Below are 13,192 nucleotides of genomic sequence, written 5' to 3' on the forward strand. Positions count from 1 at the left end.
CCTGTCCAATCAAATCCAAGCCAATGGAATGTAGAATGAATATCCTCCAACTTGAAGCGTTGCTGAACGAAAAACTGTCCCCGCAGTTGATCAAAGATTATGCTCCGAATGGTTTACAGGTCGAAGGCCGCTCCGAAGTGAAGAAAATTGTTACTGGCGTAACGGCGTCGCAGGCCTTAATCGATCAAGCGGTCGCACTCAACGCCGATGCCTTACTGGTGCACCACGGCTATTTCTGGAAAGGTGAGCCAGCCCCGATTCGTGGTATGAAGGGTAACCGTATCCGGACGCTGATTAAGCACGACCTGAATTTGCTTGGTTATCACTTACCTTTAGATATCCACCCTGTGCTGGGCAACAACGCTAAACTGGCTGAACTGTTAGGAATCCGTGTTGAAGGTGGGCTGGAGGGGCACCCACAATCGGTAGCCATGTATGGCGCGCTGGACCAGGCCGTAAGCGGCGAAGAATTTGCCGCCCGAATCGAACAAGTGCTGCACCGCACGCCGCTGCACATAACGCCGGACGGCAGCCATAAAATGATCCAAACCGTCGGTTGGTGTACTGGGGGTGGGCAGGACTATATCGAACTGGCTGCGCAGCATGGTCTGGACGCCTTTATTTCTGGTGAAGTGTCCGAGCGAACCACTTATTCAGCGCGTGAACAGGATATCCATTATTTTGCTGCCGGGCACCATGCGACAGAACGCTACGGAGTCAAAGCGCTCGGAGAATGGCTGGCACAGGAGCATGGTTTCGAAGTCACTTTCATTGATATTGATAACCCGGTTTAAGCCCAGACTAAAAACGCCCTCCAAGGAGGGCGTTTTTTAATGCAGTGAGCTTTCCGTTTCGAGCTGAAAAGACGGTAAGCGCCATTTAAAACGCACAGCGGCCATGCGCAGCGTGTAGCCGATAACCAGAGTGATAATGGTCGCGTGCACGTCGGCGACCCCAAACTCAAGCAGCGCCAAATACAGTCCGGATGCAAACAGCGCCACGGAGGCATACAATTCTTCGTGCAGTACCAGAGGGGTCTGACGACAAATCAGATCGCGTAGCAAGCCACCGAATACCCCTGTAACCAGTGCCGAGACCATGCAGATCAGCGCATGGTGCCCCATGCCCATCGCAATTTTGGTGCCGATGATACTAAATACGATCAAACCGAGCGCATCCAGACGAATAAACAAACCTTTCAGTTTGAGTACCCATTTGGCCACGCCAGTGGTCAGCACTCCTGCAACACAGGTGATGGCCAGAAACTCGGGATTCTTTACCCAGCCTAATGGGTAATGACCCAACAGGATGTCACGTACGGTACCACCGCCAATGGCTGTTGCACTGGCCACCAACATCACACCAAACCAGTCCATTTTACGTCGGCCCGCACTCAGCGCGCCTGTCATAGCTTCCGCTGTAATACCAATAATATAGAGAACACTCAACAGCATGGCGTACCACTCAGTAAATCATTGCACAAAGCAGTGAAACAGGATGAAAAATGAAAGCGAGAGTGTAGTGGGAAATGTGATCTGTGACGAATGAGATTTTGTATCTCGAAAATCTGTTTCAGATTAACAAAACTAATAACTGCTTTTGTTGTGGGGCTTTACCCTGACATCAAAACAAGCGAGAATGCGCGCCGCACACTTTTCGACAACATTACAGAGTCATGACCCATCAGTATCACGATCTGATTGAGATATTCAACGCCACGTTTTTTGACCGTTACAACACCCGCCTGGAACTGGGTGAGGATGAGCCTATCTATCTGCCGGCAGATGAGCATACCCAGTACCACCGTATCATCTTTGCCCGCGGATTCTATGCCTCGGCGCTGCATGAGATCTCCCATTGGTGTGTGGCGGGGCCACAGCGACGCCTGCTGGAAGATTTTGGGTATTGGTATGAACCCGATGGCCGCACAGAGCAAAAGCAAGCGGAGTTTGAGAAGGTGGAGATTCGTCCTCAGGCGTACGAATGGGTGTTGTCGGTCAGTGCTGGCTTTCCTTTTACTGTCAGTTGTGACAATCTACACGGCGATTTTGAGCCGGATCGTCTGGCGTTTATGCATAAAGTTCATGCGGAAGTAATGAGTATCCTGGATACAGGCTTGCCACCAAGAGTGAAGCTGTTGTCTGAGGCATTGCGGGCATTTTATGGCATTAAAGCGCTGGAAGCTGGTGACTTCACCGTTAAGTAAAAAGAGACCAAAATGATTATTGAGTTTGAAGAAAAGCTACTTGAACTGATTGATGCCCGTATTGAAATGGCATCGGATGATGAACTGTTTGCAGGTGGTTATTTACGTGGTCATATTTCTCTTTCTGCGGCGTCGTGCGAAGAAGAAGGCATTCAAGATATTGCTGAACTGAAAGCGCGTATCGAACAAAGCCTTGACGCAGCGCGTTCTGAACTCTCTCCGGCGGATCGAATCATTGTCAGTGATCTGTGGCAGGAGCTACAAAGCCAGGCTTAAGCCGACGTTTTTGCTGCCCGACTTCAGGACTCATTCAAATTTTTTGAATGAGTCCTTATAAAAATTATCCTTGTGAGAATCTGTGGCTGATTTATTCTGGTCAGCAATTAAGCGGAACCACAAAGGATAACCTCATGAAAGTGATCGCATTTGGTGCCAGCACCAGTTCAACGTCTATCAACAAAGCCCTTGCAACCTACGCTGCGAATTTGATCGAAGGGGCACAAGTCCAAGTGCTCGACATCAACAACTATCAAGTACCAATGTTCAGTGAAGATACCGAGAAAGCCATTGGGAAAGCGGAAGGTGCGGACGCATTTTTACGCGATTTGAGTGAGGCGGACGCGTTTGTGATTTCATTCGCTGAACATAATGGCCACCATCCGGCAGCCTACAAAAACCTGTTTGACTGGGCGACTCGTATTGATCGCGATGTGTTTAAAAGCAAACCCGCAGTGTACTTGGCGACCTCGCCAGGTCCGGGCGGTGCTTCATCGGTGTTGTCGGCAGCCACCAACTCAGCGCAGTTTTTTGGCGGTAATGTGAAAGCGTCGCTGTCGGTACCCAGCTTCTATGATAATTTTGACATGGCGGTGGGCAAACTGACGAACCCAGAGATTGAAGAGCAAATCCTCGCAGCCGTCGCTCAGTTGCGTGACTAATTCCGCGAGAAAAAACGCCTCTATACAAAGAGGCGTTTTTTTGTGTTTACAGTTTAGTCAGCGCCTTGCCCTTACGAAGCTTACGCACCCACATCCGGCTAGGGTGTAAGGCCTCCAGCACGTCCACGGGCAGCGGCAGCGGGTCGGCGCAGATCTGTGATGCCAGCACTTCAGCCAGCAGCGGGGCTGAGCTCAGACCACGTGAGCCGAGACCGAGCAGGCAATAGAGATTCTCTTGGCTGGCCACCGGCTTCACCTGTTCCGCTTTTTGCAGATGCAAATCAGCGTAGGTGTGTTTGATGGCAGTAAAATCACCAACATTGCCGACAAATGGCAGGTGATCACGGCTGACACAGCGGATTCCCTGACGAGACTGATTAGCTGATACATCCACTTGCTCAGGCCAGCTCTGGTCATGGACGCATTTACGTAACTTGGCGGCATTTTCAAGCTGGGCCTGTGGATCAAATGCGCGATTCAGGTTGTCACGGTCGTAACTCGCCCCAATGCAATGTTGACCATTGTTCGGATTCTGCGGCGTCATGTAACCGTCATAGCACAATACGGTTTTCATTTGGCTCAGTGTGGTATTGGTTGGTACATGGCTGACCTGGCCTTTGACCTGACCAAGTGGAATATCGGCAGTAGGTGCCAGTTCGGCAAACTGATGGCCATTCGCGACCACCACGACTTGATGGGTAAACTGTTTGTCGTGGCAATGCAGCACCCATTGCTCACCGCAGCGCTCCAACTGAGTGACGGGATGGTTAAAATGTGCCGAGAAATGCTCGCCTTGCATTAGCTCTGCCAGCAGCCCGCGGGTGAACTGTGCCGGACACAACCAGCCGCCGAGAGGATAGAAGACGCTGTCGACACTGACAGGCAGACCCAGCGTTTGGCTGGTTTGTGTGGCGTCCAGCCCCGTGACCAGATTGGCTGAGAACTGGCCCTCAAGCAACTTAGTCAGTTTTTGTCTGGCGCGTTCATCCCACATCAATTGCGTGACGCCACACCAGTCATGATCAAACTTGAAGCACTGAGCCATTTGCGACACGAACTGGCGGGCGAACAAAAATGCCGGGGCAAATACCCGAGAGACCCCGCTGTGGTTACCGTTGAGCAGCGGATAAATAGCGCCCTGACGGTTACCGGAAGCTCCTTGAGCGGCCGTGTCATCAGCGCAGTATAAGGTCACGTTCACACCGCGTCGGGTGAGGGTTTTGGCCAGCGTGGCGCTGGCGATGCCACCGCCAATGATGGCCACATCGTCGACACATGGGGTGCTGCTGCGATGGAACCAGGCTTTATGATTGGGCGGGGTACGACGCTCAGGCAGATGGCCGGCGATCATGTCACGCTTGGTGCCGAATCCTTTGACTTTTTTCATATCAAAGCCGGCTTCTATCAGGCCTCGGCGCACAAAACCCGCTGCAGTAAATGTCGCGCAGGTACAGTGAGCTTTGGCCAGTTTAGCCATGCCGTTAAACAGATCCTGATTCCACATTTCCGGGTTTTTGCTCGGGGCGAAGCCGTCCAGGAACCAGGCGTCGATGATGCCATGTTCTCCGGTTGGCACTTGTGGCATACAGTCTTTGATATCCCCAAACCACAAATCGAGAGTTACTGCGCCATCGGCCAGGATGATACGCTGACATTCTGGCACGGCAATCGGGTAGTGCGCTTGCAACTGCGCCGCATATTCAGCCAACTCCGGCCAGGCCTGATGCGCTTTGATCAGGTCCTCTTTACTGAGCGGGTATTTTTCAAAGCTGACAAAATGCAGCTCTTTTAATGGCGCATGCGGGTTTTGCTGTCTAAATTCATCAAACCACTGCCAGACCGCCAGAAAGTTGAGACCGGTGCCGAAACCGGTTTCACCAATCACAAAGCGGCGCTGGTCATACTCGTGCCATCTTTGCGGGAGATGATTCTGGTGGAGAAAGACATAACGGGTCTCTTCTAAGCCGTTGACGTTGGAGAAATAAACGTCATCAAACTGGTCGGAGACCGGAGTGCCTGCTTCATTCCAGGCCAATTCGGCATTTTTAATTGATGTCATACTGTCTCTATCGGAGGCGAATTCTCGTTGTGTGGGGCGGGATTGTACGAATTTATGGGAAAGCTGACCACTTCTGTGGGGCTTCTTAGTTATTATTTAGCGGAATTTTGAATTATAGGAATGTCACATGAAACGAGTCGTAATCACCGGTATGGGTATTGTTTCAAGTATCGGTAACAACGTCGAAGAAGTTTTAGCGTCTTTGAAAGCAGGTAAATCAGGCATTACCGCTTCTGAACAGTTTAAAGAGAACGGTCTACGCTCTCAAGTTTGGGGCAACCTGAAGATGAACCCTGCCGACCATATCGATCGCAAGAAAATGCGCTTTATGGGTGATGCGGCAGCGTTTGCGTACCTTTCTATGGAACAGGCGATTGCCGACGCTGGTCTGACAGAAGATCAGGTTTCTAACGAGCGCACTGGTTTGGTCGCGGGCTCGGGTGGTGCGTCATCGGTGAACCAAATTGCCGCAGTTGATATCTTGCGTGAGAAAGGCGTTAAGCGTGTTGGTCCTTACATGGTACCACGTACGATGTCATCGACCGTGTCTGCCTGTTTGGCCACGCCGTTTAAGATCCGTGGCGTTAACTACACCATGAGTTCGGCCTGTGCGACGTCAGCGCACTGTATCGGCCACGCGATGGAGCTGATCCAACTGGGTAAACAGGATGTGGTTTTTGCTGGTGGCGGTGAAGAGCTGGACTGGACACTGACCATGATGTTTGACGCGATGGGCGCACTATCTACCAAATACAACGACACACCAGAAAAGGCATCTCGTACTTATGATGCTGACCGTGATGGTTTCGTCATTTCTGGTGGTGGCGGCATGCTGGTGGTTGAAGAGCTGGAACATGCGCTGGCCCGCGGTGCGAAGATTTACGGTGAAATCGTCGGTTACGGTGCGACGTCTGATGGCTACGATATGGTGGCGCCGTCAGGTGAAGGAGCCGTTCGTTGTATGAAGATGGCTATGCAGGATGTTGATGGCGTGGACTACGTCAACACTCACGGCACGTCAACGCCTGTTGGTGATGTGAAAGAGCTGGGTGCGATTCAGGAAATCTTTGGCGACAACAGCCCGGCAATTTCAGCGACCAAAGCCATGACGGGTCACGCATTGGGTGCGGCTGGTGTGCACGAAGCCATCTACTCAACGCTGATGCTCAATCACGGCTTCATCGCCCCAAGCATTAATATCGATAACCTTGACGAAGCGGCAGACGGCCTGGATATCGTCATGGAAACCCGTGATGCCGAGCTGAAGACCGTGATGTCAAACAGCTTTGGTTTTGGCGGTACAAACGCGACCTTGGTGATCAAGAAATACCAGGGTTAATGAAACGAATGCCTACTGGCAATCAGTTTCCAGAGCGGATCAGCACTGGCTGATCGAACAGACGCAGACTCTGTCCCCTGGAGAGCGGGACAGGATCCTTTTGTTCTGGAATATTACCCGGCTGCCGTAAGGAGCCGGGTATTTTTCTATACTTAACAGAGAAACGGGACTCGACACTGTGCCGGCTTTTCTGCACAATCCTGTTCTACCCCTTTTCCCAACTCAGATTCCGCTATGAAAATCCTAATCGACGAAAATATGCCTTATGCTCAGCAACTGTTCAGTCAGTTGGGCGAGGTGATCCTCAAACCGGGACGTACGTTAACAGCCGATGACCTGGTTGATATTGATGCGTTGATGATTCGCTCTGTTACTCAGGTTGACGAGTCACTTCTTACTAAGGCCAACAAACTCAAGTTTGTCGGCACCGCGACCGCAGGCATGGATCATGTTGATCAGGCGTTGCTGGATCAAAAGGGCATTGTCTTCACTGCCGCACCGGGCTGCAATAAAGTCGGCGTCGCAGAGTATGCATTCAGCGTGATGATGGTGCTTGCGCAGCAACAGGGCTTCTCGGTGTTTGATAAAACCGTGGGTATCATCGGCGCCGGACAGGTGGGCAGCTATCTGGCTCAGTGTTTGTCCGGACTGGGGATGAAAGTACTGCTTAACGATCCTCCCAAGCAAGCGGCCGGTGATGCGCGAGATTTTACGCCTTTGGCCGATCTGCTTGAGCAAGCGGATATCATTACACTGCACACTCCGATCACCCGCGACGGCGCACATCCCACACACCATCTGATTGACGAAGGGGTACTGAGTAATTTACGCAGTAACCAGATTCTGATCAACGCGGCTCGTGGGCCGGTGGTGGACAACAGCGCGCTCAAAGCCCGCCTGATGGCCGGTGATGGTTTTACTGCCGCACTGGACGTGTTTGAGTTTGAACCGAAAGTGGATATGGAGCTCCTGCCGTTGCTGGCGTTTGCGACCCCCCATGTCGCCGGGTATGGCCTGGAAGGCAAGGCTCGCGGTACGACCATGATTTTCAATAGCTTCTGTGAGTTTCTTGGTGACGAGCGTCGGGCACAGGCCAGCGAGCTGTTGCCAGTGGCGCCAGTTCCACTGGTCAGTCTGGATCGCGCCTGGGACGAAGCAACCCTGCACAACCTGACACAAATCATTTATGATGTGCGCAAAGACGATGCGTTGTTCCGTCGTGAGATTCATCAGTTGGGTGCGTTTGACAAGATGCGCAAACAATACTGGGATCGACGAGAGTACAGCGCCGTCACTTTAGCCGGCGACGATGCATGCAATTTAGCGCCGCTGGCTAAACTTGGTTTTCAAATTGAGGTAAGTAAATGAGCCAACAATTTAACGTTGCCGTACTTGGCGCAACAGGCGCTGTCGGTGAAACCATCATTGAAGTTCTTCAGGAGCGTGATTTCCCGGTCGGTGAATTGTACCTGCTGGCCAGCGAACGCAGTGAAGGTAAGACCTACCGCTTCAACGGCAAAACGGTCAAAGTACAGAACGTTGAAACCTTCGACTGGACACAGGCTCATATCGGTCTGTTTTCTGCCGGTGGGGAACTGTCGGAGAAGTGGGCGCCAATCGCTGCTGAAGCTGGAGTGGTGGTCATCGACAATACATCGCATTTCCGTTATGACTATGATGTCCCGCTGGTGGTACCAGAGGTGAACCCGGAAGCGATCGCTGAGTTTCGTAACCGCAATATCATTGCCAACCCGAATTGTTCCACTATCCAGATGCTGGTGGCGTTGAAGCCGATCCACGATGCAGTGGGGATTGAACGTATTAATGTTTCAACCTATCAGTCCGTGGCGGGTGCCGGCAAAGCGGGCATCGACGAGTTGGCGGGCCAAACCGCGAAACTGCTGAACGGTCGCCCGGCTGAACCTGAGCAGTTCAGCCAACAGATTGCGTTTAACTGTATTCCACAGATCGATAAGTTCATGGACAACGGCTACACCAAAGAAGAGATGAAAATGGTGTGGGAAACACAGAAAATTTTCAACGATCCGTCGATCATGGTGAATCCGACCTGCGTACGGGTACCGGTATTTTACGGTCATGCCGAAGCCGTCCACATTGAAACCCGCGCACCAATTGATGCTCAAGAAGTGATTAACCTGCTTGAACAAACTGAGGGCGTTGAGGTTTTCCACGGTGAAGACTTCCCGACTCAGGTGCGCGATGCGGGCGGCAAGGACCATGTGATGGTCGGCCGTATCCGTAATGACATCAGTCACCACAGTGGCGTGAATCTATGGGTGGTTGCGGACAATGTACGCAAAGGTGCCGCCACCAACGCAGTACAAATTGCCGAAGTTTTGATTCGTGATTATTACTGATAGCTATTGATGAATCTGTTAAAGCCTCACGCGAGTGGGGCTTTTTTATACGCCCGGTAGCGCCAGACAAGCAGAGCGGGGGAAATTTAGTGTGAGCTTACTGCGATTATTGCTGCCGCAACACATTTTTTGCCTTGTTTCCTGTAGTTTTGCCCTAGATATCCGATATATTTAACAGATCATGTAAACCTACGATAAAAGCACACAGCTGAGCTTATTATGCGTCCATTTTTCAAGCGTCTGCTCTTGCCTTTGGCAATGGCAGCGATGACTCAGACATTTTACGTCAGTGCACAAGGTATTCGACTGATTGGCCCGAACGGTGAAGTTCAGTCCGCGCCTCAATTCTCACAGCCACTGACGCGTGCCTCTCAACAGGCAGAGCAGGAACCCTCCCGTTTTTACGGACCCACAACCGAAAGTGATACTCTGTGGCGAATTGCGACAGATTTACGACCGTCCAATACGGTTACGGTGCAACAGACCTTGCTGGCGATTTATCAGCTTAACCCCAAAGCATTCGATAATCAGAACATTCATGAGTTGATTCCGGGTAGCACGTTGCGGGTACCGTCGCTTTCTCAGGTCACGAGTGTCTCGACCCAAGAAGCTGTGCGGGTGATGGATGCGCACAAAGCGCGCCTGAATGACGCACCGGGCAAAGCTGCGCCAAAAGTCGCTCAGCCTGCAGTCAAACCACAACCAGTCACTAAACCTGAGGTGAAAGCCGAAGCGCCAGCCAAGAGTGATGTTGCTAAAACGGCTCAGCCTGCTAAGCCGTCTGCCGACACTGTACCAACGGATGACACAGCACCGAAAACGCTGACGCCGCCAACGACATCAGCCAAGCCTGTGGGTGAACTCGCCGCTCTGGAAGAGCGTAATCACCAGTTACGTCTGATGCTGGCGGAAGTTCAGTCTGAAGTCAGTGTGCTGAAGAACGAACTCAATGATGAATCGCGAATTCGCGATGAAGTTGAGCGTCTGCTGGCAGAAGAGCGAGCCCGTAATGCCAAAGACGCCCAACTGGCACCTGGCCCGCTAGACAAGTTGATGTCCAACACCTGGTTAGTCGGCGCGCTGGCGGTGATCCCTGGGCTGCTGATTGCCCTGTTGGTGACTATGCTGCTGGGGCGTCGCAAATCAGAACCGACGCAGCAAACCGAAGTACAGCCTCCTGTCACCGACCCTGTGATGCCGGTGACGCCACCTCCAGCAATGTCAGAGCAAGATGAACTCGATGATTTAACTGATGAGTTGTTGTTGGACGATGATTTGTTTGGCAGCGCTGATGATGACGAAGAACAACTGTTCGACGACAGCTCGGAAGAAGCAGTTGCTGCGGATAGTGACGATATCTTTGCCGATCTGAAAGACAGCGAGCTGGATTTTAACCTTGAAGGCGAAGACGGTGATGATCCGTTTGCGGGCATCGGCGATGACGGTGAACTGGATGCCGATCTGCTCGATATGGATTCCAGCTCCAACGGCATCAGTGTCAAAGGTGACGACAAGGCGCTGGGTCTGGAAGAGATGGAACGTGCACTGGATGAAGTGATCACTGATACATCTCAAGCCCAAAGCAACTTTGACCTGGCAGATGGCGAACAGGTGTCTCAAGACGACCTGGATGATCTGTTATCGGGCAGTGACAAGACCGCGTCGACAGACGGCGAACTGGATCAAGCGATGTTGGATGAGTTGCTATCTGGCGACGCCGACACGGATGACAGTGCAGACGATTTGGATATCGATGCCTTACTCGCGTCTGGCAGCGACAGTCCGGAATATGAGCTTAGCGATGTGGAAATGGCGTCCGATGATGAGATCGATGCGCTGTTTGCCAAGGCTGAGTCTCAGGCCGATCTCGATCAATTGGATGCCTTGTCTCAGGATGAAACTGCTCTGCTGGATGAAATGCTTGATGACGACGATCTTGAGCTGAGTGAAGACAGTACTGAGCTACTTGATGAGCTGCTTGACCATCAGACTGCTGAGCCAGCCACGGAGACTGACGACGAAGCCGAGCGCACCGAAGAGTCCGACACGTTGTTGGATGAGTTATTGGACGAGCAGGACGATGTCGCACTGGCTGAGCAGTCAGACCTGATGTTGGACGAGTTGCTGGAGCTGGATGAGCAGCCAGCGTCACTGAATGATGACAGTACCGACCTGCTGGAAGAACTGCTCGCCACGCCTGAAACGCCGGACGAGCAGGACCACAGTTTTGAACCGGATGGGACGGAATTTCTTGACGAACTCAATGAAATAGAAAAGCTTGCCGAAGCCGAAGCCGAAGCCGAAGCCGAAGCCGAAGCCGAAGCCGAAGCCGAAGCCGAAGCCGAAGCCGAAGCCGAAGCCGAAGCCGAAGCCGAAGCCGAAGCCGAAGCCGAAGCCGAAGCCGAAGCCGAAGCCGAAGCCGAAGCCGAAGCCGAAGCCGAAGCCGAAGCCGAAGCCGAAGCCGAAGCCGCACAACCGATCGAGCCTGAGCAGGTAACGGATCCGATTGCTGAAGAGCGAGAAAAGCCCCTCGATTTTGATCGCGACGAGTTCATCCATGATCTGGACGAAACTGCGCCGCAAACCGATCCACTGTTGGATGAGCCAGCAGATTCAGAAATCCCGGTGGCTGACGACATGACCCGTTTCGCTGATGACGTATTGCCGTCACTGGATGAATCGGATGCACACGGGGTCTCTGACGGCGAATCTGAACTGCCGCTGAACCAAGTGCTGGAGGAAGAATCCGATGCACTTGAGACAATGGACGATAAGACGCAGGATGTTGGCGAAGAGGTGACGTCTCAGGCTACGGAAGATGCGAAAGACGCGACGGACGACTGGCTCAACGATGCGATTGCGGATGTGGAGTCTGCACAGAGCGCGGCCACAGAAGGGACATTCGAACAACCTGAACAAATTGAACCAGAGCAGGTGATTGAAGCCGATCACGAAGAGTGGTTTAGCGCGGATGAAGAGGCACAGGATTCGGCGCCGCTGGATGACGATTTTGAGTTTGAACCGCAAATTGAAGGTACGCCACAAGCGGACAGTTCGGTAGAGAGCGAAATGTCGGTCAGCGATGAGACGGATGAGGAACATACTCTACCAGAACCAGAACCAGAACCAGAACCAGAACCAGAACCAGAACCAGAACCAGAACCAGAACCAGAACCAGAGGTTAGTGCGCCAGAGCAAATGGAGCCACCTGTACCTGAGGCGTCTGCACCTCCGATGCCTGAGGCCATTCCAAACGAATTCGGGGTTCCGCAAGACGACGATTGGTTGTTCGATGAAACGCCAGCTGCAACTGAACCTGAGGCGTCAGCCACTGACACTGCGCCTGAGCCGATTGAACTGAGCGACGAGGAACTGCCGGAATACGATGAAACCAGCGCACTGGCGGATAGCGATGACGTTGAAAGCGCTGCACCTGCAGAGCCGAACGATAGCAGTGAACCGGCAGAATACGATCTGAACGACCTGCCAGAGTATGATGAAGATCAGGCGTTGGCGGATGTTTCCGAAGATCAGCCGATCTCCCCGGAGCCAGCGGCTGACGAACAGGATGCTTTATTTGCGGCGTTTCAATCTGGTGTGGACGCGCAATCTCAGACACCCTCGGCGGACCAGGAACAAACCCTGAACGAGTTGCTGGCTGAAAGTGACACACCGGAGTTCAACTTTGAGCAGCCAATTGATGCCACGTTGACCGACAGTGCGGGGATGGACATTGATGCCATGCTGGAAGCCGGTGGTGAGGATTGGAATGGATTCAGCCTTTCTCCTGAACAGCAGGCGCAAATCCCGGATGAGATCCCTGAAGACGAGCAGGGCATCTGGAATACACAAACCGCGCAACCTCAGGTTCAGGATGAAAACTGGGCCAATCAGGAGCAACTGACCGACTTTGACCCGAAAAGCAGCCAGTACAAAACCATTGATGAGTTGATGGCGGAAATGGACATGGGACAGGATCAGTTGGCGCTTGATGAAGAAGAGCTGAAACTGGATGTGGGTTTGAACGAGTTTCCGGACGTGATTGGTGATATCGGTGACGATGACGTTGATGCCAACGCAGAAGCGGCAGGAAAGCTGGATTTAGCTAAGATCTACATGGAAATGAATGATGCCTCCGGAGCGAAAAAACTGTTGGAAGAGGCCATTGTTGACGGCAGTGATGATATTCGCCGTGAAGCCAAACATTTAATTGATGTGATTAATACGCAATAAATCAATCAAGAGGGGACATGGTCCCCTCTTTTGATCCGG

10 protein-coding genes are annotated in these 13,192 nt (G+C 52.3%); 8 read left to right on the forward strand and 2 right to left on the reverse strand.

Annotated features, from left to right (window positions below):
* Positions 1-35 precede the first annotated feature (35 nt).
* Complete coding sequence (locus VPR01S_RS03160; RefSeq protein WP_021703853.1) at positions 36-794, forward strand: Nif3-like dinuclear metal center hexameric protein; 759 nt, start codon at positions 36-38, stop codon at positions 792-794.
* Between the two features lie 36 nt (positions 795-830).
* Here VPR01S_RS03160 and VPR01S_RS03165 read toward each other — a convergent pair whose 3' ends face one another.
* Positions 831-1,454, reverse strand: a complete 624-nt coding sequence (locus tag VPR01S_RS03165; RefSeq protein WP_021703854.1) for a trimeric intracellular cation channel family protein — start codon at positions 1,452-1,454, stop codon at positions 831-833.
* Positions 1,455-1,675: 221 nt separating this feature from the next.
* Between VPR01S_RS03165 and VPR01S_RS03170 the strand changes: the two genes are divergently transcribed.
* From VPR01S_RS03170 to VPR01S_RS03180, 3 genes are all read left to right on the forward strand, one after another.
* On the forward strand, positions 1,676-2,206 hold the full coding sequence (locus VPR01S_RS03170) for an elongation factor P hydroxylase (protein ID WP_021703855.1): 531 nt from the start codon (positions 1,676-1,678) through the stop codon (positions 2,204-2,206).
* Between the two features lie 12 nt (positions 2,207-2,218).
* A complete protein-coding gene (locus VPR01S_RS03175; protein WP_021703856.1) occupies positions 2,219-2,482 on the forward strand; it encodes a YfcL family protein in 264 nt (87 codons plus the stop codon).
* Between the two features lie 134 nt (positions 2,483-2,616).
* Positions 2,617-3,144, forward strand: a complete 528-nt coding sequence (locus tag VPR01S_RS03180) for an NADPH-dependent FMN reductase (RefSeq protein ID WP_021703857.1) — start codon at positions 2,617-2,619, stop codon at positions 3,142-3,144.
* A gap of 46 nt (positions 3,145-3,190) precedes the next feature.
* Here VPR01S_RS03180 and mnmC read toward each other — a convergent pair whose 3' ends face one another.
* Positions 3,191-5,203 (reverse strand): bifunctional tRNA (5-methylaminomethyl-2-thiouridine)(34)-methyltransferase MnmC2/FAD-dependent 5-carboxymethylaminomethyl-2-thiouridine(34) oxidoreductase MnmC1, encoded by a 2,013-nt coding sequence (gene mnmC, locus VPR01S_RS03185; protein WP_021703858.1) that lies wholly within the window; start codon positions 5,201-5,203, stop codon positions 3,191-3,193.
* A gap of 127 nt (positions 5,204-5,330) precedes the next feature.
* Here mnmC and fabB point away from each other — a divergent pair, with 127 nt between their 5' ends.
* The 4 genes from fabB to VPR01S_RS03205 all read left to right on the forward strand — a co-directional run bounded on the left by fabB (position 5,331) and on the right by VPR01S_RS03205 (position 13,153).
* The gene (fabB, locus tag VPR01S_RS03190; protein ID WP_021703859.1) at positions 5,331-6,542 is read left to right on the forward strand and encodes a beta-ketoacyl-ACP synthase I; all 1,212 of its coding nucleotides are present in this window, start codon (positions 5,331-5,333) and stop codon (positions 6,540-6,542) included.
* A 234-nt stretch (positions 6,543-6,776) separates the two neighbouring features.
* A complete protein-coding gene (locus tag VPR01S_RS03195) occupies positions 6,777-7,910 on the forward strand; it encodes a 4-phosphoerythronate dehydrogenase (RefSeq protein WP_021703860.1) in 1,134 nt (377 codons plus the stop codon).
* Positions 7,907-8,920 (forward strand): aspartate-semialdehyde dehydrogenase, encoded by a 1,014-nt coding sequence (locus tag VPR01S_RS03200; RefSeq protein ID WP_021703861.1) that lies wholly within the window; start codon positions 7,907-7,909, stop codon positions 8,918-8,920. Before VPR01S_RS03195 ends, VPR01S_RS03200 begins: the two co-directional genes overlap by 4 nt.
* A 219-nt stretch (positions 8,921-9,139) precedes the next feature.
* Complete coding sequence (locus VPR01S_RS03205) at positions 9,140-13,153, forward strand: FimV/HubP family polar landmark protein (RefSeq protein WP_021703862.1); 4,014 nt, start codon at positions 9,140-9,142, stop codon at positions 13,151-13,153.
* Positions 13,154-13,192 lie beyond the last annotated feature (39 nt).

Origin of the sequence: Vibrio proteolyticus NBRC 13287, assembly GCF_000467125.1 — a bacterium.
Classification (GTDB): Bacteria; Pseudomonadota; Gammaproteobacteria; order Enterobacterales; family Vibrionaceae; genus Vibrio; species Vibrio proteolyticus.